The organism is Dyadobacter sp., from assembly GCF_039919315.1.
In the GTDB taxonomy this organism is placed as follows: domain Bacteria; phylum Bacteroidota; class Bacteroidia; order Cytophagales; family Spirosomataceae; genus Dyadobacter.
The window spans coordinates 152,184-173,032 of record NZ_JBDSFX010000102.1 but is presented as its reverse complement, the minus strand read 5'-3'; the positions used below and the strand labels follow the sequence as shown (position 1 = coordinate 173,032).

The window sequence follows — 20,849 nt, the reverse complement described above, 5'->3', positions numbered from 1 at the left end:
CCCACGGATCGTTTGTGGTGGGCTTTGCGCAATCCCTTTTTAAATTATTAATACTGCTTTGTCTTGCTGTCCGGTTGACCGGCGGCTTAAAATGACATGAGCGAAATCTTTTGCCGTATTCAATTTAAACCTGAATGCATTTTAACGGAAAACTATGGTTTGACCGTAGCAGAAATTATTAAAATTATCTCTCAGAATTAATACTAATAAACATATAATGACAACAGAAACTATTGAAAATTTCTCAGAGCTTGGTCTCTCTGAAAACATTATTAAAGCCTTAACTGAAATGGGTATTGCAAAACCCTCTCCTATACAGGCACAAGGAATTCCAGCAGTAATGGGTGGAGCTGACGTAATTGGTCAGGCCCAAACCGGTACCGGTAAAACAGCTGCATTTGGTATTCCTGTGCTGGAAAGAATTGATACATCAAGTAATGCAGTACAAGCCCTTATACTTTGCCCAACACGTGAATTAGCAGTACAGGTTTCTGAGGAATTAGGCCGTTTAGGCAAATTCATGAGGGGAATCAGAATTGAAGCAATCTACGGAGGTGACTCTATCGATCGCCAGATCCGCTCCCTGAAAAAAGGTGTACATATCGTGGTAGGAACTCCTGGTCGTGTCATGGACCATATGGAGCGCAAAACGTTGAAATTTGACGAAGTAAGAATGATGGTGCTTGACGAAGCGGACGAAATGCTTGACATGGGTTTCCGTGAAGACATTGAAAGCATTCTTGCTGACATGCCTGAGGACCGTCAGACAGTTCTTTTCTCGGCAACCATGTCGAAGCCGATTATGTCGATCACCAAGCGTTTCCTGAATGATCCTATCCTGATCAAAGTGGTTCGCAATGAATTGACCAACGTGAATATCGAACAGGTTTACTTTGAAGTGAAGCCACAGGCGAAAGTAGAAGTAATGACCCGTCTGATCGACATGCACCATTTGAAATCGCTACTGGTTTTTTGTAATACCAAACGTAAAGTGGACGAGATCGTTGAAGACCTTCAACTGAGAGGTTATGCATCGGAAGGTATCCACGGTGACTTGCGTCAGCAACAACGTAGCAATGTCATGAGCAAATTCAAGGCTGGTGTTACCACTATCCTGGTTGCAACAGATGTAGCAGCACGTGGTATTGATGTGAGCGGACTGGATGGCGTGATCAACTACGATATTCCATTGGATGAAGAATATTACGTACACCGTATCGGCCGTACAGGTCGTGCAGGTTTGTCAGGAAAGGCATTCTCCCTGGTTGCCCGTGACGAGAAATATCGTCTTAAAACTATTGAAGGCTTTACCAAAGTAAAAATTGAAAAAGGAGTAATTCCTTCTTACGAAGATATCGTTGGCGTTCGTAAAGCACGTTTCGTTGAAAACATCTCAGCATCAATTAAAGAAGGTGATGATCTGGATCTTTTCAATGATGTTCTGGAAATGCTGCATCACAGTGGCTTCTCTACTGAGCAGATCGTAGGCGCATTGGCTAAGCAGATCATGGGTGTTCAGAAAAACGAATACGCTGATAGCAACCTGGCATGGGAGGAAAGACGCGGCGAACGTGATGGCCGTCGTGAAGGTGCAGGTGGGGACAGGTTTGAACGTCGTCCATCAACTGGAAGTCGTTTCGAAAGAGGCAACGACCGCAGAGAAGGTGATCGTCGTGGCGCTACTGATCGTTACGCACCGGCCGGAAGACCTGATTCACGCAGAGTAGAAGGTAGTAGCCGTGACGAATCGAAACGCAGCGCTACGCCGGAAGCAGGTATGACCCGCTTATTCCTAAGCCTTGGACGCAAAGACCATATCCTTCCAAAAGATATCGTTGGAGCCATTGCAGGCGAAGCTAACATACCAGGAAAAACCATTGGAGCGATTGATATTTATGATAAATTCACTTTTGTAGATGTCCCTGAGCGTGACGCCCGTGCGGTATTGCGTGCAATGGATGGCAACACCATCAAAGGAAAGCCTGTCCAAATTGACATTGCGAAATAAGAATTCAATCATTGTGATTGCGAAAAGGGACTTGTAAAAAGGTCCCTTTTTTTGTTACCTTCCCGCATGCAACACATCGAAAAACTAGAAGTATGGCTCAGAGGTCCGCTGCCAGCAGTACCCGCATTGTTACAGCCCGTCGCGCATGCATTGCTTCAGGGCCAGGAGGAAATGAGCATGTTTGCGTCTGATTTTCCTGCTAAATTTTTATGGGAACGGCCCGAAGGCCTTGCATCCGTGGGCTTTCATTTGCAGCATATTACAGGTGTTCTCGACCGGTTATTCACGTATGCATCAGGAGAATCGCTCAATGAAACCCAGCTCTCGTATCTGAAAAGCGAAGGAAAAGAGCCATTTGAAGGTTGTTCTTATGATGATTTATTAAAAACACTGACTAAGCAAATTGCCCTCTCGATTGAGCAGCTTAAACAGACTAACGAAAATACATTGACCGAAATCCGCTATGTGGGCAGGGCAATGATACCGTCAACTCAGCTAGGACTGCTTTTTCATGCAGCTGAGCATACCCAGCGCCACGTGGGACAACTGATTGTCACAGCACGAATACTACTTTCCCGCCATATTTAAGGTAATGTGTTCGGTTAGTTTTCACTTTCTTGCCGAACGTGAAAAAGTCGCTGTAACCAGTTTTGCTGCTCGGCAGTTTCTTCTTTTTTATCAATAGCTCCAAAAGAAAAGCCCGCTATTTCTCTAAGATCAGGCTGACCTGCATTGACCCAGCAAGTGTACCAAATATCGCCCACCATTTTGACCGAAGCTTTCATTCGCCGCTCCACCTGGTCGCCAAGGAGCTGATGGTATTTCTCGGAAAATTCACGGGAATAGGTACGCGTCAAAATGTTATTTCGCAATTCATAACTGTACTTTTTATCTGCATTAAAACTCCGGGTCAGTTCTTCTTCAAAATGGAAAACAGAATCGCTTGCCTGATGCGAGTCGGCCACAGTTTGCCACACATCATTGGCAATATCGGCTCTGTATTGGGCCTCTCCGATCCATAGATCATAATGCTCGGCAAATAGTTCGGGAAGGCGTGATTCCCAAAAACCATGAATCCCCTCCTGATTGGTCAGCTGTCCATTGTAATTCTTGGTAGTATGTAAAGGCACGTGAGAATCCGCAATATAATGCCCAAGGTCGGCCGACACTCGGAGAATACGCCGGGCATCTTTTTCCTTCAAAGCCTCCGTTAGCTGAAAAGCTGCCGCTTGAATGTGCCAAGGCACAATCCCATGTTTTCTCAAACTATCCTCTCCTAATTTTGATACAGCTTCTCGCCAGTATTTTGGTAAGATTTGCAGCGCGCTATCGCCATAAACATCCAGATCAATAAAATGCCTTTCGGCTTCGCCTACCACCGAATACCTTCTTTTATCGGGGTTAGTCGCGTTTTCCGACAGGTAATCGACATGCTTTTTGTAAAAGAACTGCATCTCCGGGGGCAAGCGATACACTGCCAGCCTGTTGATTCGCTTATGAGCCCAGAATCCCCAACGCGGCGAAAAACAACAAAACAGGATCATACACATGGTCAACACCATCGATATGAGCCATTTTGGCGAAAAAAAAACTCTTTTTTCGAAAACTTTTTTTCGGAAGTCGTTTTCGAAGACCATACAATATTTGGCTGTTGGTGAATACCCATTTACAGCCATTCAGACGCAATTCACAGAAAATAGTAACGATTAGTTAAAGTTTTTAACCCGTTTATCTAATTTATCCATTTTTGATCAAGCCCATATTCCAATTTTTCACACATTTCTTATTGAAATATCAAAAACAAACATTATGCATGATCCAAAATTTAATTTTGAAAAAATCCGATTTACCTCCTGTTCGTTTCTTAAAATATCATTTTTTCAGAATAAGTTATATTATATATATAAATAATACAATTATTAAATATTGTTTTAACTTTGTGACAAGAAAATTTTAGAATCGAATCTCATAGAATAAGTAATAATGAAAACGAGAAATAAAACATTAGGATATTTAGTACCTGTCTTCGCTTTGTGCGTCTTTATGTTGATTATTTACGGGGCATACGTACCTCACAAACCAGCTGAAATCCAGCGCGTGGTTTGTATCAAATTTAAAGCGGGAACTACCAACGAAGATGTAGAAAAACATTTGCGGGATTTCGCTATCATGAAAAACGCAGTGAAGGACGTAGTAGCATATTCAGCTGGCCACGTTCAGAAATCAGGGGTTGACGAAAATCAGTTCGATGTGATTCATTATCTGACCTTCCGTACAAAAGAAGGTGCTCAACAATACGCTGCCAATTCAGACCGCAAAGCATTTGTTAAAACAAATCAGGCTAATTGGGATAATGTACTGGAAATGAATTCCAACATTGAAAAATAATTAACAATAGTAATAGGAGTGAAAATCTTAAAAAGAGTCGGGCATCCCGACTCTTTTTTTCGTTTCAACCTACCAATTGATTTCGTCTAATCCCTGTGCTTTCAGATATTCGTTCGCCTTACTGAAATGATGTGTACCAAACCATCCACCATTGTTAGCCGACATCGGTGAAGGGTGACGCGCCTTTAATATATGATGCTTGGAAGCATTAATGATACTTCCTTTGTCCTGAGCGTATTTTCCCCATAGCATGAACACCAAATTTTCCTTGTTGTCGGATAAGCATTTGATCACTGAGTCTGTAAACCGCTCCCAACCTTTATTCTGATGAGAGCCCGCCGCGCCGCTTTGCACAGTAAGTGTCGCATTGAGCAGTAAAACCCCTTGCTTAGCCCACCTTTCCAGGTTACCAGTTGGAGGAACTGACTGGCCAAGGTCTTCCTTAATTTCTTTAAAAATATTGATCAGCGAGGGAGGCATCCTCACCCCATCATTGACAGAAAAACAAAGGCCATTCGCCTGTCCGATGCCGTGATACGGGTCCTGACCGAGAATCACCACTTTACAAGCGTCGAAACTGCAAAAATTGAAAGCATTAAAGATCTGCTTTGCAGGCGGAAATATTTGTTTTGACTTGTATTCATCCTTCACGAATGCAGTCAAAGAGGTGAAATAAGGCTTTTCAAATTCAGGTGCGAGGTGCTCTTTCCATGACTGCTCTATTTTTACATCCATACGTTTGTTTTTAATTTGGAAACCAAATTATATGATTTTTGATTTGGTTTTATCAGTAATTGATGACTATTTTCGTTTAAACAGAAGTATTATTGAGTATATTTAACGCAATACCCACCGTATCCAAAACTTAATAACACCCTCATCTATATGGTTTCCAAAGTGACAGATGGTGTGAAAGTCACCGTATTAACGGAATATCAGCCGGATTACTCCAACCCGGGACAAGATCATTACGTTTTCACTTACAAGATACTGATCGAAAATCATAGTGAGCATACTGTTAAACTATTAAGAAGGCATTGGCTTATCTATGACGCTAATGGCACGGTCAGAGAAGTGGAAGGAGCTGGAATTGTGGGCCTTCAACCCATTCTCGAACCAGGTGATATCCATGACTACGTATCGGGCTGTAACCTTCGCACAGATCTTGGAAAAATGGCGGGCACCTATCTAATGGAGCGAGTTTTGGACGGGCGTCAATTCAGGGTAATCATTCCTGCGTTTTCATTGGTAGCGCCTTACCGAATGAATTAAGATCATCAAAAAAAGGGCTAATCTTCCAGCCAATTTTTCCTAATAAATACCAGACCATTGATTGCAGCTTATTTTAAGTACCTTTTCCGTTCGGGAAACCAACATTCCATCCATTCTCCTTTCCTGTTTGAGCTTTACACGCAGGTAATTTCTGTCAGAAAAGACAATAACCCTGATTATGTTGCCCTCAAATCTCTGCGCAAAGAACTCCTAGCTTCTGATGAAGAAATAGAAATCCTGGATCTGGGTGCAGGTTCACGGGTTGATAAATCAAACTTTCGCAAGATTAAGACCATTGCCAGAAACGCCGAAAAACCTGCAAAATTTGGCCGATTGTTCAATCGCCTGATCCAGAGATTTCAGCCTCATACTATTCTTGAACTCGGTACTTCACTGGGGCTTACTACCTTATATATGGCCAAGGCAAAGCCGGACGCCGACCTGATCACTTTTGAGGGCTGCCCCGAAACGGCAAAAAAGGCAAAACAGCATTTCGATAAATTCAATGCAAACAACATCGAAATTGTTCTGGGCAACATTGATCAAACCTTGCCGGAAGCATTAAAACGAATGAACAGGGTTCTGGACTTCGCCTATTTTGATGCCAACCACCGTTTCGAGCCTACCGTTCAATACTTTGAAGATTGCCTGCCTTACATTCAGAATGATTCCGTATTTATTTTTGATGATATATATTGGTCCGAAGGCATGACCAAGGCCTGGGAACATATCAAAGCACACCCCCGGGTTACGCTCACCGTAGACCTGTTCTGGATCGGATTGGTTTTCTTTAGAACTGAGCAGGTTAAGGAAGATTTCGTGCTGCGTTTTTAGATAGCAGCCTCAGGTCATATTCATGAATTCCGTTAGATAAGTTCAAAGGTTTGAGGGCGACATTATTTCTGTAAAGTTGCTACCTTTACTTTCCCTCGTCTAACAATTAATGAATACACAAACTATACTTAACGCGCTGATAGGCAAAGAAGTACTATCGGATCCTCAGGCTTCTGTCATCGAATCCTATGAAGCTGCCAAGCCGTTTTCCATCCATTGGGAGCTGCGTTCAATCCTCTACCTGGGCATCATCCTTTTTACCTCCGGAATCGGGATCATTATCTACGAAAATATAGATACGATCGGCCACCAGGTTATCATCGCAGCCATTGCAGCACTTACGGGGGCCTGTTTTTATTATACGGCAAAGCACAGTCTTCCGTATAGTCATCAAGAGGTCAAGAATCCTAACAAATTTGTAGATCACGTGCTTCTGCTGGGTTGCACACTATTTCTGGCCCTGGAAGGTTATTTGCAATTTCAGTATAACGTATTCGGTTCACGTTACGGGCTGGCGATCATTATTCCCACCATTGTATTTTTTCTTTGCGCCTACCGTTTTGATCACCGCGGCGCACTTTCCATGGCCATTACCGGTCTGGCTTCATGGCTCGGGCTTACGATAGCGCCCTTCTCGATTTTATCTGAAAATGATTTCACGGCAGAACGTATTTTGGTAACTGCTGTCGCGCTTGGTGTGGTGCTGGTAGTCATTGGCTGGATCTCTGATCAAAAAGAACTTAAAAAGCATTTTTCTTTTACATATATGTTTATGGGTGGAAACCTGGCAAGTATTGCGGCCATAACCGGCCTGTTCTCACACGATTTCAAAATTGTTTATTTTGTGATTGGAATGGCACTCTCCGCATTTTTTGTTTTCCGTGCCCGCTACGCTCACTCACTGATTTTTCTTTTAATGGGCGTCATTTACGGTTACTCCATTATCACGTATTCGATATTCATTACACTTGGCGAGGATGCCGCATTTGCTCTGGGAACATTTTACTTTCTGTTTTCAAGCATTGGGGTCATCTTCTTTCTTTTAAACTTTAAAAAATTCCTGGGGATCAAGAAATGAAAAAGGCCTATAACGAAAACTGGGTTGAAAATCTACACATTCAGCAAACCGCGTCTGCATGGCTATCCAAAAATCTGCTGACCCAAGAACAGTTTGAGCAGGTAAAGAACGTTTTTCCCGAACAATTCTATCGACCAGGGATCTTCGTCAAAATCGGGCTTTTCTTCTTCGCCATGATTGCCTGTTCGTTTTTTGCAGGCTTCATCTCCCTCTTCTTCCTAAGTTCAGGTTCAGAGGCCGGCTTCTCCTTCCTTAGCTTGATTTGCGCCTTTTGTTTCGCCTTTTTTCTTGAATATCTGATCAAAAACAAAGGATTGTTCCATTCCGGCGTGGACAATGCATTGCTATATGCGGCTGTTTTCGGGGCGATGATACCTGTTTTTCTTGTTTTTGAAAATGCAAGCGTCTGGCTTTATTGTATAGTCGCGCTGGCCATTCTCGTTCCAGTTATATTGCGATATGCTGATTTGTTGGCTGTCGTTATTGCATTTGGAGTGCTATTTACACTGCTGGCAAATCTGATGATGATGTTTCCCCTGGGTAAAGCACTGCTTCCTTTTTCAGTAATGATCTTATCAGCGGTCATTTATGTGACGGCTAGAAAAAGTAAAAGTCTCTACTACCAGGATTGTCGGAAAGTGCTTGAAGTGCTTTCACTCTTTACATTTTACCTCGGCGGCAATTATTTTATCGTCCGGGAAGGCAATGCATTGATGAATGATTTTAACCTCCCTGTCTCCCCTCAGATTTCATTTGCTCCACTATTCTACTTTTTCACCATTATTATCCCTCTCGCTTACATCGTGAACGGTTTGAGAAAACATGACCGAATTCTTTTCATTATCGGGTTGCTCGCTCTCGGATTTTCAATTTTTACATATCGCAGTTACTTCAGTCAGCTGACGCCATCGCAGGAGCTGGCCGTGGCAGGAGCGCTCCTGCTCCTCATTGCCTGGGCAGCAATTCGTTACCTGCACACACCCAAACACGGGTTGTGTGACGAGCCAGACGGCAGACGTAAACTTGCTAATCTGGAAGCCATTTTGGTGGCTCAGCATCTGGGGCAGACTCCCCAGGAAAACGGAATAGAATTTGGTGGAGGTAATTTTGGCGGCGGAGGTGCAGGGGAAGTCTATTAATTTGATAAAAATTAAGAACTTTACACAGATTTACATATCCCTGTCGAAATCTGTTAAATGAAAAAACACCTTTTACTGCTGTCAGTTTGCCTGTGTAGTTATTTCTCATTTTCTCAATCAGTCTCCAAAACTTCCGGAAACCCTGTATTTCCTGGCTGGTATGCTGATCCGGAAGGCATTATCTTCGGTAACCGTTTCTGGATTTATCCCACCTATTCCGCTCCGTATAACCAGCAGGTACATATGGATGCATTTTCATCCAAGGATCTGGTAACCTGGACAAAGCACAGTAATATCCTCGATACCGCCTCCATCAAATGGGCGAAACGAGCGATGTGGGCACCTTCCATTATAGAAAAGGACAAAAAATACTATCTCTTCTTCGGTGCAAATGATATTCAGAGCGATCAGGAGAAAGGTGGTATCGGTGTTGCAGTATCAGACAAGCCGGAGGGCCCGTTTAAAGATTATTTGGGCAAACCACTCATTGATAAGTTCCATAATAAAGCCCAGCCGATCGATCAGTTCGTTTTCAAAGATAAAGACGGGCAATACTATCTATTTTACGGAGGCTGGCGTCATTGCAATGTTGCCAAATTAAAAGATGACTTTACAGGTTTTATTCCTTTCGAAGACGGTACCATCTTCCATGAAATCACTCCCGAAAATTATGTAGAAGGTCCCTTCATGTTTATCAGGAATGGCAAATATTACTTTATGTGGTCGGAAGGGGGATGGACTGGCCCGGATTATTCGGTTGCTTACGCCATTGCAGACTCTCCTTTCGGGCCATTTGAGCGGGTTGGGAAAATTCTTCAGCAAGATCCCAAAGTGGCCACCGGCGCAGGCCATCATTCGATCATTCAGATACCCGGCAAGGACCAGTGGTACATTGTTTATCACAGACGTCCGCTCACGGAGACGGACGGAAACCACCGCGAGACCTGCGTGGATGTGATGACGTTCGATCAAAAAGGGTTGATCAATCCTGTAAAAATTACCCGGGAGGGCGTAAAACCGGTGAGTTTAAAATAACCTATCAGCTTTGAGTCGGAGGGACAGGTTTGGAATAAGAAATTATTATTACCTTAACCGCCACAAAGTCTTTCCAAATGCATTCGTTTAAAATCGTTTTAGAGGTTTCAGGTGGTTTAATCATACTTTTTTCATTGATACCACTCATCAGAAACGACTTCTGGGCCTTTCGGGTATTTGAATATCCCAGGCTCCAAAAGCTGTTTCTAAACCTGTTGATTATCATCCTCTATTTGTCATTGTTTAACATTTCTTCGGGGTTTGGTTTCGTTTTCACTGCATGCTGCGTACTGAATGCCTGCTATTTGATTTATCAAATATTCCCTTTCACATTTTTGGCGAAGAAAAGCATGTTGAAAGTGAGCCAGATCAATGGGAAAGATGGCCTCAGCATGATCTCTTCCAATGTGTTTCAGGACAACAAGAACACTGCCGGTTGCATGAAGGTGCTCCAAAAATACAGCCCTGACCTGATTCTGCTGCTGGAAACGGACACAATTTGGGATGAGGGAACGAAGGAGCTGGCAAAGGACTACCCCTATAATGTGCTGGTTCCGATTGATAACACCTATGGAATGCTACTTTATTCAAAACTGAAACTGATCGACCCGAAAGTCAGGTATTTGGTAGACAATGAGATTCCGTCCATTAAAACGCAGATTGAGCTCCGTTCCGGCCAAATCATTCAGCTTTACTGTGTACATCCCACGCCGCCAGTTCCGGGCGAGAACATGTATTCCACCGAGCGGGATAAAGAACTTTTGCTGGTTGCCAAAGAAGTAAAAGAAAGTAATGTACCGACCATCGTCGTGGGTGACCTTAATGATGTCGCATGGTCCTATACCACTAATTTGTTTACCCAAATCAGCGGATTGCTCGATCCCAGAAAAGGTCGCGGCTTTTTCAATACGTTTCATGCCAAATATCCATTTTTAAGATTTCCGCTTGACCATGTATTTTGTTCAACAGATTTCAAGCTGGTACATTTGAAACGTCTCGAAAATTTCTCATCCGACCATTTTCCTATTTTAATTGCCCTACAATACGAGCGGACTGCTGATAATGAGCAGGAAGAGCCGATTGCTGATCAAGATGAAATCGAGCTCGCAGAAGAAAAAATCGCAAAAGACATCAATTAATTTCCTCAGAATCCTGTTATCGTTCGAACTTTTGGCGGGTTGGAATGATTTTTGCTACTTACAGTGCAGTATACGCATTACCCGTCCCTATTCGACCTGAATTAGCCATTGATCCAATATGCAGAGCATGACATATGAAGAAAAGATACAGCCTGAATTAGTCAAATGGCAGCACAGAATGCAAAAGCGGCCCAACTTTGTTGACAGGACCTCTAAAAAATTTCAGGACAAAATCAATAATATCATTCCCGACAAAGTTCATCAGGTTATCACTGCGACGATCAAGCAAATGACCCGGGGAGTGCTCACGGGCGTTGAGTACACCACCTCGCTCCCACTGCCGGCAACGAGCCTGGAAGAGATAGAGCTGGCGGTCAAAAAGAAAATAGAGTTTTATAAAAAAGCAGGAGCAGCCGAAGGTGGTATCACCGGCGCAGGTGGATTTTGGCTTGCATTGGCCGAATTCCCCATTTTAATTGGTATTAAAATGAAGCTGCTATTTGAAATTGCCGCGCTTTATGGCCGTCCCGTAGACGATTACCGTGAGCGGTTATTCATTCTGCACATTTTTCAGCTCGCGTTTTCCAGTCAGAAACAAAGACAAAAAGTATTTGAACAAATGAGTCTTTGGCACGTCAAGAGCGCAACATTACCCGAAGACATTCACCAGTTTGACTGGAAAACCTTTCAGCAGGAATACCGTGATTACATTGACCTGGCAAAAATGGCCCAGCTTATCCCCGGGATCGGCGCAGCCGTAGGTCTTATTGTCAATTACAGATTACTGGATCGGCTCGGTAAAACTGCGATGAATGCTTACAGAATGCGTTGGTTTGAAGAAAAGTATATCAACAACAGTTACTCAAAGATCAACCTTGTAAAATAATTGAATGAGCGCTTCGAAAAAGGGATATGTCTACACAAAAGGGTTGGATTCCGCCTTTCTTTCAGTTTATAATGGCTACATGTTCTTCCTGCGATTTTTCAGGGAAGCCTTCAAGGGAAGGATGGAATTTCAGGAAATCGTTAAACAATGCTATGCTATTGGAAACAGGTCGCTACTGTTGATCAGCATGACCGGATTTATCACGGGTATGGTTTTCACCAAGCAATCCCGTCCTTCACTGGCAGAATTTGGCGCTACATCCTGGTTACCTTCTTTGGTGGCTATCGCTATTGTAAGAGCATTGGCAGCACTGGTTACCGCACTGATCAGCGCAGGTAAAATCGGTTCCAGCATTGGTGCGGAGCTGGGTTCCATGCGCGTTACCGAGCAGATCGACGCAATGGAAGTTTCAGCGGTAAACCCATTTAAATTTCTGGTCGTCACCCGCGTACTGGCTTCAACAATCACCATTCCCATCCTCATGTTTTATTGTACACTCGTTGCTTTGCTGGGCGCATATCTCAATGTGACTTTAAATGAGGGCACTAGTTTCATCGCATTTTTTGAAAATGCATTTGAACAGATCACCTTTCTGGACATTGGAACGTCGGTTGCCAAAGCAGTGGCTTACGGATTCACCATTGGAATAGTAGGCTGTTACCAGGGATATAATGCCAGTAAAGGCACAGAGGGTGTTGGTAAAGCTGCAAACTCCGCGGTCGTGATTTCAATGTTCCTTATTTTCATTGAGGAAGTGATTATTGTACAGGTTTCGAATTATTTCAGAATATAAAATGGAAGAAAGTACCCAGCCCGATCAACCGGTTATAGAAATCAAAGATCTTCACAAATCTTTTGGTGATCTCCACGTACTGCGGGGAGTAGATCTGGTTTTGAACAAGGGCGAAAATGTGGTAGTGCTCGGCCGCTCAGGAACGGGAAAATCAGTCCTGATTAAGATTATCGTTGCACTACTGAAACAGGACAAAGGAAGCTGTGTCGTTCTGGGAGAAGAGGTTTCGACGCTCAATGAGAAAGAGTTGAGAAATCTACGTCTAAAAATTGGATTCTCTTTTCAGAACAGCGCGCTATATGATAGTATGACCGTTCGCGAAAATTTGGAATTCCCGCTCGTCAGGAATGTGGCCAACCTTACCCGTGCTGAAATCAACGAACAGATCGAATCGGTTCTGGATGCTGTGGGCCTTTTGCAAACGATCAATCAGGTGCCGTCAGAACTTTCAGGTGGACAGCGCAAGCGAATTGGGATTGCCCGGACGCTGATTCTCAAACCTGAGATTATGCTCTACGATGAACCTACGGCAGGACTCGATCCTATTACCTGCCTGGAAATCAATCAATTAATTAACGAAGTGAAGGAGAAATATCACACTAGTTCCATTATCATCACGCACGACCTCACGTGCGCCAGAGAGACCGGCGATCGCATTGCGATGCTGTTCGATGGCCAGTTTCTCAAACAAGGAACATTTGAAGAGGTATTTGATACCGATGAAGAAAGAATCAAAAGTTTTTACGATTATAATTTTATTCAATAATAATGGAAACATCAACAAGAAAACGCTCCATCACAGTCGGTCTGTTTGTCATCATCGGCATTATCATCTTCGTGGTAGGCATACTCACAATCGGTAGCATGAAAAAGGTTTTTTCTTCGACTATATCGGTCAAAACCATTTTTGACGACGTGAATGGATTGAAACCAGGCAATAATGTCTGGTATTCAGGGGTGAAAATTGGAACCGTGAAAACGATTCGTTTCCTGGAAAATTCGCGTGTGGAAGTCATGCTACACATAGAGGAGAAATCACAGGAATTTATCCGTAAGAATGCGAAGGCAAAAGTAAGTACCGACGGATTGATCGGGAATAAAATTATCGTTCTATACGGCGGGACGCAAAAAGTGCCGTCCATTGAGGATGGTGATGAGCTGGTGGTTGAAAAAATAGAAAGTACAGAGGAAATGCTGGCAGTGCTCTCTGAAAACAACAAAAATTTGCTCGGAATCACCAGCGCATTTAAGACGATCAGCAAAAATATCCTGGCTGGAAAAGGAACAGTAGGTATGTTGCTCAATGATGAAACGCTCTACAAAGATGTGGATCAGACAATGGCAGCACTCAAAAAAGCAGCGACTAACGCTCAGACAATGACTTCGTCATTATCAGGATTCACCGATAAGCTCAACCAAAAAGGTGGGCTAGCTAACGATTTCGCTACTGATACGGTGATTATGAGGGATTTGAGAACCACAATCGGCAAATTGAATGAGACTGTTTCCTCAGCCAACGTCATGGTTGGTAATCTTAAAACGGCCAGCGCGGATCTGAATTCCAATACAACTAGTCCTTTGGGTGTGATGCTGCATGATGAAGCTACGGCATCAAACCTGAAAAGCACCCTCAAAAACCTGGAAAGTACCACCGAAAAATTGGATGAAAATATGACCGCGCTGAGGTCCAATTTTCTCTTCCGGAGGTATTTTAAACGCAAGGCAAAAGATGAGGCCAAAGAACCCGCGAAAGAAGAAGTAAAAGAACAGGTAAACCAATAAATTCATAGTTTTGCAAACCCACTGACTCTTTCAGCGTTTGAAAAACTTTTAACTGAACTCTTTGATGGCTTTACAACTCAACCCTGCTCTGGATACTGCTTACATTGATCAGGTATACGGGGATGACCCTGTTATTCTCTACATGATTTTTGACGCATTTCTGAGTGACTCTCTCCCGCGCTGGCATGCACTGCACCAAGCTCTGGACCAGGAGGATCTTAAAGAATCTGCAAGTATTGTTCACGGCCTCAAACCGTCTTTTACCATGACTGGTCTAACCGGAATACGTCCCAAAGTAGAACTTTTGGAAAAAGCGATCAAGGAAAACAGTCCAGCCGATGCCCTGATGACGATGTATAAGACGATTTCAGCGGAGCTTAATTCAATGATACCCATTCTGGAACAGGAATCAGAGCGATTGAAACAACTCTGACGACATTGTATCAAACTAATGTAGCGCGTGGTGAAAACTACGCGCTTTTTCTTTTGGCCTTGTCCCAGGCCGCACTCTGTGTGCCCTTGTAATACCGCCTTATTCCCGCCAACACAGCATAATTCATCATGCAGAAGTAATAGGGAACAAACAAAGCCTTCACCTTGATCTTTCTTCTTTCCAGTGCCCAGCCGGCCAGAGCAAGCGAATAAAAAAAGACTTGCGCAATCAGAATAAGCTGGTAAAGCCAATTTCCACCTTGGATTACAGTGACAAAATTCAGGATGAATGCCAGTATCATCAGGAATGGAGTTACCGTCCACCGCAGCACACGGTGGCTTATGTACTGGAAGGATAACATTGGGTAATGTAAAGGATTCAGCAATTTTTTCAGTCTTAAAATAGATTGTATCCCGCCAGCAGCGATACGCACCTTTCTTTTAAGCTCTTCCTGAATGTTCTCAGAGGAAAGCTCGGACGCGTAAGCTTCCGGCTCGTAGATGATGCGGTACCCTTGCTGCGCGATACGCATCGAAATCATAAAGTCGTCCAGGATGGTATCGGGCTCAACCGAAGTATAAACCGCGTGCCTCACACTGAAAAGCTCTCCGGCGGCACCGACAACAGAATATAACTCCGAATCCCATTTTTTCAACGCCGACTCATATTTCCAATAGAATCCTTCACCGGCCGTTGCATCGGATACCGTATCTTGCATTACTCTTTTCTCGCCCGACACTGCCCCTACCGTGGGATCGGCATAGTGCCTGGCTATCAATAATAATGCGTCTTTATTCAAAAACGTATTGGCATCTGTATAAACGACCACGTCACTGTCCACCTCATGCATGGCGCGGTGCATGGCCAGAATTTTCCCGCTCCTTTCCGGCTTATGCATCAGTTTAATCTCGCTGTAGGTGCTGATCAGATCTGGCGTGCGGTCGGTGGAGCCATCGGTGACGAAGATCAGTTTTAACTTTTCTTTGGGGTAAGACAGGCCCAGTGTGTTACTAATTTTTTCTTCGATAATACTTTCCTCATTGTAGGCCGCGATAATCAGCGTTAAGGTTGGAAAATCCTGATCCAGGCTTGGCGGAATGCGTTTACCCTTGAAAATACGTCGAATGCGCACCAGGATATACAGCAGTATTCCGTATCCCAGAAAAGTGTAAAAAACAACGAATAAACTGATCCAGAAGAGTATTTCCATAAATTAACGGGTGAGGGGAAAGCCGAGGTTATTGCTATCCGCTTTGTTGGTAAAATGCCAGGTAATCGCTTTGAGAAAAACAGGAACGAAACTGAACTCGTTATTCCTGACATAATGAATTAAATTTCTTGGAACCACAGCAGCAAAAAAGTAGCAGCAAAAAATAAAGAACGTAAGCCCGGAAGCATTTTTCCGGATAAACAATATCCTGTTCCGGTTCATGAAATATTCTTTCAGAGCCGTGCGCTTTCCAACCGAAACAGATTCCTTGTGATAGATCAGTGCCGATAGATCTACATGGACCTCGTACCCTGCCTTCCTGATCCTTTCGCACCAGTCAAGCTCCTCATAATACAGAAAATAATTTTCTGCCATCCCCCCTGCCTTTTCCAATGCTTCTCTTTTGATCATCATGGCTGCTCCGTGCGCATAGCCGGTCACCCCGCTCAGTGCGTCGTACTGCCCTTTGTCCTCCTCGAACTGACCAATGGAGGCATTACGTGCTGTATAGTAATTCATAGGAGTGTACCCTGTGTATTGGAGCATGCCCGGATGATCAAAATAGTGGATCTTGGGAGAGATTATTCCAATTTTTGGGTTCGCTTCCATCGTTTGCACTAATGTGCCTATCAGCTCTGCGGTTACCTCAGTATCGTTATTGATCAGAAATAAATACTCCCCACTTGCTTCCCGGATGCCTATATTGTTTCCACCGGCAAATCCAGTGTTCAGTTCGGACCTGATAAATTTAACATCCTTATAGCGGCGCTGCCACTCCGGCACGGGATTAACCTTGCTGCCGTTGTCCACCACAATTATTTCAAGATCAGGATAGGTGTTAACCTCATCCAGTGATTTTAGTAAATCCTCTGTGACCTGAGGCTGATTAAAATTTACTGTAACAATGGACACGCTCTTCATACAGTGTGACAGGCCGGGCTGTTCTGAGTGGGGAAATATTTTTATTGATTTGTAGAACTATTTCAAAATTAACAATAAAAATATAGCTTTAAACAAAATGTGCAGGCCGACAGTTGATTTTACGAATGTCGGTATATAATAGTTATTTTAGATCGATAAAATCCAAACAATTACTTGTAAAGTGAAAATAACTCGGCTGCTGGATATTAAAAGAGTTCCCCAAGAAACCGAAAGTTACTCTTCCGGGCCGACATCAGATTACACTGCACTTGAAAGTAAGATAGAGGAATTGGTTCAGGTCATCGAGCGCACCGGTGTAGATCATCTCCATTCCAAGATTTATGCGCAGCGCATTGCAGAGGCCTTCAAAAAGTCAGCAATGACCCAGAAGCAGGTCGCTCCTTTTCAGGCCCTTGATCAGGATAACAATCTATCGAGAGAAGAGCTTCTGGAAGGACTTGAAAAATTGCTGGCAGAAAATAAGATCGACAGTAAAATGAACAGCTCCTCCAAGGGGCATACCTTCTTGCAAAAAGGCATCATGTTCTTGTTGGCCATACTGCTTATTGTTTTCGGGTTTGCCATGATCATCATGCCCGCACCACCTGACTTTGAGATACTAACCGTATATTATTTTAATGCAAATGACGGTGTTACAGTGATGGACTTGGTTTCATTACTGATTATTTTTGGGGGAGTACTTCTGTTCTTGTTAAATTTTAACAAAAAATGATCAGTTTTCCCGGTCCCCCCACTACTGTAAAAAAAATCCTTTTGGTCGAAGATAACCTCCTGTTCCGCAAGGTTATCGAAGCCTCTTTACTGAAAGCCGGATACAATTGTGTGCTGTGCGAATCTGCCACCGAAGCCTTAAAGCTGCTACTGGTTGAAACCCCTGATCTGATTTTGTCAGATTATGATATGCCGGAAATGAATGGCTTTGATTTCAGGCAGGCCGTTTTGCTTAATCCCAACATCAGCGACATTCCATTCGTGTTCCTCACTTCCTTTACCGACAATTCGCTCGTACTGGAAGGCCTCAATATGTACGCGCTGGATTTTATCAATAAGGAAACGCCGATACCGGTGATCATTTCCAAATTGAACAACATTATTAAGTCCCTGCAAAATGAGCACGTCCGGTCGGTACGCGAGCTAAAAATTGCTGCTGAAACATTGAATGTCAAGTCAATACCAGTTCGGGAGCCTGTAATAGCAGGTTATAGGGTATTCTTCTGGCACAAGGGATACCGTGGTTATCCCGGTGGTGATTTCATTGATTTTGTACACGCTGACGACCGGTTTTGTTTTGCGTTCCTGGGCGATATCATGGGAAAGAAATGGCAGGCGTGGTTTTTCACATTTGGCTTTCTTAGCTACATCCGCGCTGCGATCCGTTTTTGTGTCCTGGACAACGATCTGAATCTTGATATGATTGTCCAGAAAATCAATAAGCTGATTTACCTGGACGAAAGCCTTCAAAACATTTTGTCGAGCCTCTCACTGCTTTTGCTAGATAGCGAAACTGGCGAAGTTCACTACACAGGTGCGGGAGATCTGCCGCTGATCAGTTATAATTCCAGTGATCAGGGCGTGAATACCATTCAGTCTTCGGGCTTATTGCTGGGTTTATTAGAAGATGGTTTTTATGACAAACAGATTATCCATATGAAGTCAGGTGACCAGCTTGCCATATTTACCGACGGCATGATTGATATTCCTTCCAATGGTTCTAAAAAAAGCGATTATCCTTTTTTTGTTGAAAAAATAAGCCCATACCTGGGAAAAAACGAAAGTTTTAACCTCATCACCACTCATGTCCTGGATATGATAGATGACAATAATCAAATGGACGATGCCAGCATCATTTTTATAGAAAAACAATAACCCTGATGATCTTAAAAATCAACGAAATTCATCGCATTGTACAAGCCACCATCCTGCCGGAAGAGGCTAGTCTTACAAATGCAGAACTATTCAAGGAAGAAATGATAAGCCTGATTGCCAATGGTGCAAGACTGGTAATCGTAAGTTTTGAAAATGTGAATTATATCGACAGCTCATTTTTGGGTAGCCTGGTCGTCGCGCTGAAATATGCTATGCCTCGTAACGTCGACATCTATCTTGTTTCACTTAAACCGGACGTCAAAAACCTGCTGACACTGATCAGAATGGATAAAGTCTTTAAAATATTCAAAGACTACGAACAGGCGATGGAAACTGTAAAGTAGCTTATGAACGGGGATTCGGAGGAGATTAAGATAGTTTTTAAATGTAACCGGGAGGTAATTCCCGGTACCGTGAATGCGTGCCTGGATGAGATCAGAAAGAAAACAGAATCTCATTCCATCAATGAGTCTATTTTGTCCAGGATACAGTGGGTGATTACCGAGTTGCTGACCAACGCGGTAAAACATTCTGGTCAAGAGGAATCGGCATTGAACATCAGCATCAGCGATTTTGACCTGGTACTGCAAAAGGAGGACTCAGGAAAGCCTCTCCATTTGACGGCACAGGATAGTAAAAAAATCATCTGGCCCATTGAAAACCTCTCCACTCCGATGGATTTTCCTATTTACCACAACGGCATGGACTCATTATGCGTCAGAACCGATAATGCCGGTAAAGCCATCTTTTTTATCGAAACAATGGCAGATATGGAAATGCCAGGATTGTTGACAGATACCAGCGAACACTTCGGTCTGCTGATTATGACCAAAGCTTCGGATCAATTCACTTACGAATACGATTCTTTGAACAAGGTAAACCGATTTGTATGCTTGTTCAATCTCAAAAGTAAATAGTATGAAACATAGATTTGAAGTTCTGGATATTTTTCGAGGGTTATTTGCCGCATTGGTATTTATGTTTCACCTGGCGCCTTTCGCGGACACGCCGCTGCTCAACAATGCGTTTGTCGAAAACAGCGATATGTTTGTTGATTTCTTCTTTGTGCTCAGCGGCTTTGTGATTGCTTACAGTTACCAGTTCTTATCCAACGGACCACAGCTGAAACTGTTTTTGACTAAACGAATTTATCGGGTCTACCCCCTTCATTTAGTCATGCTTTTGGCTTTTGCAGGAATGGAGGTAGCCAAAAATTTGCTTAATCCTTACATTCAGGTCAATAATCTGGTGAATCCTGCTAACAGTGTCTCTACTTTTTTCACCTCTTTATTTTTGGTCAATTCGACGCCCATACCTGGGGTAGCAGATGTGAGCTGGAACATACCAAGCTGGTCGATCAGCGCTGAAATGATTGCCTACATGGTGTTTGGGACGCTTTTGGTTCTCATTCATTCATCCGGACAATTCGCCCGCAAAAATCTTTTCTACGCCCTTGTAATCATCATTTCCCTGACGGGTCTTTGGCAGGTATCCAATAGTTTTCAGATCAATTACAGCTTCAACTATGGCTTTTTGAGGGGCGTTTTAGGTTTCTTTACCGGGGTAATTTGCTTTAATCTGTTCGATAAAACACATCAGCAAGTCAGAACGTGGCCACCGATCCTTTTTTCACTTTCTGAACTGCTCACACTCATCTCGATAGCGATTTGCATTTACAATGGTGAAGTTATGAAACCCTGGGGAGCTGTGTTCGAGATTCTGTTTTTTGCCTGTATTTATACCTTCTCATTTGAAAAAGGTTTTATATCAACAGGATTAAAGAGCGTGAAACTGTTTCATCAGTTGGGGAAATACTCATACTCTATCTATATGACGCATGCCCTGATGATCAGTCTGTTCAATGTGCTGTTTATCAGGATTCTCAAATTCCAGCCCCAGGACTACTCCTATCTGGTCATTTTGAATTTCGTACTGATCTATTTTGTCTCGGCTTGGACATTTAATAATATCGAAATGCGGTTTCAGTATAAATCCAAAAGAAAACCAGCACCGGAAGAAGCCCAGAAGTAGAGAAGCACCCCGC

23 protein-coding genes are annotated in these 20,849 nt (G+C 43.3%); 19 read left to right on the top strand and 4 right to left on the bottom strand.

The annotated features are described in order from the left end of the window. Positions 1-217: 217 nt before the first annotated feature. The gene (locus tag ABIO93_RS30285; RefSeq protein WP_348073776.1) at positions 218-2,008 is read left to right on the top strand and encodes a DEAD/DEAH box helicase; all 1,791 of its coding nucleotides are present in this window, start codon (positions 218-220) and stop codon (positions 2,006-2,008) included. Positions 2,009-2,074: 66 nt separating this feature from the next. After that, positions 2,075-2,596, top strand: a complete 522-nt coding sequence (locus tag ABIO93_RS30280) for a DinB family protein (RefSeq protein WP_348073775.1) — start codon at positions 2,075-2,077, stop codon at positions 2,594-2,596. A 14-nt stretch (positions 2,597-2,610) separates the two neighbouring features. Here ABIO93_RS30280 and ABIO93_RS30275 read toward each other — a convergent pair whose 3' ends face one another. After that, positions 2,611-3,483, bottom strand: coding sequence for a zinc dependent phospholipase C family protein (locus tag ABIO93_RS30275; RefSeq protein WP_348073774.1), 873 nt, complete (start codon positions 3,481-3,483; stop codon positions 2,611-2,613). A gap of 508 nt (positions 3,484-3,991) precedes the next feature. Between ABIO93_RS30275 and ABIO93_RS30270 the strand changes: the two genes are divergently transcribed. Continuing rightward, entirely contained in the window at positions 3,992-4,396 is a 405-nt protein-coding gene (locus tag ABIO93_RS30270; protein WP_348073773.1) for a Dabb family protein, read from the top strand. Between the two features lie 69 nt (positions 4,397-4,465). On the opposite strand, the gene ung is transcribed toward ABIO93_RS30270, so the two are convergent. Continuing rightward, positions 4,466-5,131: a uracil-DNA glycosylase gene (gene ung / locus ABIO93_RS30265; protein ID WP_348073772.1), complete on the bottom strand. Its 666-nt coding sequence runs from the start codon at positions 5,129-5,131 to the stop codon at positions 4,466-4,468. A 150-nt stretch (positions 5,132-5,281) separates the two neighbouring features. Here ung and apaG point away from each other — a divergent pair, with 150 nt between their 5' ends. The 11 genes from apaG (at position 5,282) to ABIO93_RS30210 (ending at position 14,787) form a co-directional block, all read left to right on the top strand. After that, positions 5,282-5,668: a Co2+/Mg2+ efflux protein ApaG gene (gene apaG / locus ABIO93_RS30260; protein ID WP_348073771.1), complete on the top strand. Its 387-nt coding sequence runs from the start codon at positions 5,282-5,284 to the stop codon at positions 5,666-5,668. A 57-nt stretch (positions 5,669-5,725) separates the two neighbouring features. Beyond that, positions 5,726-6,502: a class I SAM-dependent methyltransferase gene (locus tag ABIO93_RS30255; RefSeq protein WP_348073770.1), complete on the top strand. Its 777-nt coding sequence runs from the start codon at positions 5,726-5,728 to the stop codon at positions 6,500-6,502. A 109-nt stretch (positions 6,503-6,611) separates the two neighbouring features. Next, a complete protein-coding gene (locus ABIO93_RS30250; protein WP_348073769.1) occupies positions 6,612-7,580 on the top strand; it encodes a DUF2157 domain-containing protein in 969 nt (322 codons plus the stop codon). Continuing rightward, positions 7,577-8,719, top strand: a complete 1,143-nt coding sequence (locus ABIO93_RS30245) for a hypothetical protein (RefSeq protein WP_348073768.1) — start codon at positions 7,577-7,579, stop codon at positions 8,717-8,719. The genes ABIO93_RS30250 and ABIO93_RS30245 overlap by 4 nt, the downstream gene beginning before the upstream one ends. A 57-nt stretch (positions 8,720-8,776) precedes the next feature. Further along, positions 8,777-9,754, top strand: a complete 978-nt coding sequence (locus ABIO93_RS30240) for a glycoside hydrolase family 43 protein (RefSeq protein ID WP_348073767.1) — start codon at positions 8,777-8,779, stop codon at positions 9,752-9,754. A 77-nt stretch (positions 9,755-9,831) separates the two neighbouring features. Then, complete coding sequence (locus ABIO93_RS30235; protein ID WP_348073766.1) at positions 9,832-10,893, top strand: endonuclease/exonuclease/phosphatase family protein; 1,062 nt, start codon at positions 9,832-9,834, stop codon at positions 10,891-10,893. Between the two features lie 127 nt (positions 10,894-11,020). Beyond that, on the top strand, positions 11,021-11,779 hold the full coding sequence (locus ABIO93_RS30230) for an EcsC family protein (RefSeq protein WP_348073765.1): 759 nt from the start codon (positions 11,021-11,023) through the stop codon (positions 11,777-11,779). 4 nt (positions 11,780-11,783) lie between these two features. Then, on the top strand, positions 11,784-12,572 hold the full coding sequence (locus ABIO93_RS30225; protein WP_348073764.1) for an ABC transporter permease: 789 nt from the start codon (positions 11,784-11,786) through the stop codon (positions 12,570-12,572). A 1-nt stretch (position 12,573) separates the two neighbouring features. After that, positions 12,574-13,338 carry an ATP-binding cassette domain-containing protein gene (locus ABIO93_RS30220; RefSeq protein WP_348073763.1) on the top strand — a complete coding sequence of 255 codons (765 nt, stop codon included), beginning with the start codon at positions 12,574-12,576 and terminating at the stop codon, positions 13,336-13,338. 2 nt (positions 13,339-13,340) lie between these two features. Continuing rightward, entirely contained in the window at positions 13,341-14,354 is a 1,014-nt protein-coding gene (locus ABIO93_RS30215) for an MlaD family protein (protein ID WP_348073762.1), read from the top strand. A gap of 64 nt (positions 14,355-14,418) precedes the next feature. Then, entirely contained in the window at positions 14,419-14,787 is a 369-nt protein-coding gene (locus tag ABIO93_RS30210) for an Hpt domain-containing protein (protein ID WP_348073761.1), read from the top strand. Between the two features lie 37 nt (positions 14,788-14,824). Here ABIO93_RS30210 and ABIO93_RS30205 read toward each other — a convergent pair whose 3' ends face one another. Both ABIO93_RS30205 and ABIO93_RS30200 read right to left on the bottom strand, forming a co-directional pair. Continuing rightward, on the bottom strand, positions 14,825-15,997 hold the full coding sequence (locus tag ABIO93_RS30205) for a glycosyltransferase family 2 protein (protein WP_348073760.1): 1,173 nt from the start codon (positions 15,995-15,997) through the stop codon (positions 14,825-14,827). Positions 15,998-16,000: 3 nt separating this feature from the next. Beyond that, a complete protein-coding gene (locus ABIO93_RS30200) occupies positions 16,001-16,918 on the bottom strand; it encodes a glycosyltransferase family 2 protein (protein ID WP_348073759.1) in 918 nt (305 codons plus the stop codon). Positions 16,919-17,099: 181 nt separating this feature from the next. Between ABIO93_RS30200 and ABIO93_RS30195 the strand changes: the two genes are divergently transcribed. Genes ABIO93_RS30195 through ABIO93_RS30175 form a run of 5 tightly spaced genes read left to right on the top strand, consistent with a single transcriptional unit; the run spans position 17,100 to position 20,836 of the window. Beyond that, positions 17,100-17,651, top strand: coding sequence for a hypothetical protein (locus tag ABIO93_RS30195; RefSeq protein ID WP_348073758.1), 552 nt, complete (start codon positions 17,100-17,102; stop codon positions 17,649-17,651). Continuing rightward, complete coding sequence (locus tag ABIO93_RS30190) at positions 17,648-18,805, top strand: response regulator (protein WP_348073757.1); 1,158 nt, start codon at positions 17,648-17,650, stop codon at positions 18,803-18,805. Before ABIO93_RS30195 ends, ABIO93_RS30190 begins: the two co-directional genes overlap by 4 nt. A gap of 5 nt (positions 18,806-18,810) precedes the next feature. Continuing rightward, a complete protein-coding gene (locus tag ABIO93_RS30185) occupies positions 18,811-19,149 on the top strand; it encodes an STAS domain-containing protein (protein WP_348073756.1) in 339 nt (112 codons plus the stop codon). A 3-nt stretch (positions 19,150-19,152) separates the two neighbouring features. Continuing rightward, entirely contained in the window at positions 19,153-19,722 is a 570-nt protein-coding gene (locus ABIO93_RS30180) for an anti-sigma regulatory factor (RefSeq protein ID WP_348073755.1), read from the top strand. A 1-nt stretch (position 19,723) separates the two neighbouring features. After that, a complete protein-coding gene (locus ABIO93_RS30175) occupies positions 19,724-20,836 on the top strand; it encodes an acyltransferase (RefSeq protein ID WP_348073754.1) in 1,113 nt (370 codons plus the stop codon). The last annotated feature ends 13 nt before the right edge of the window (positions 20,837-20,849 follow it).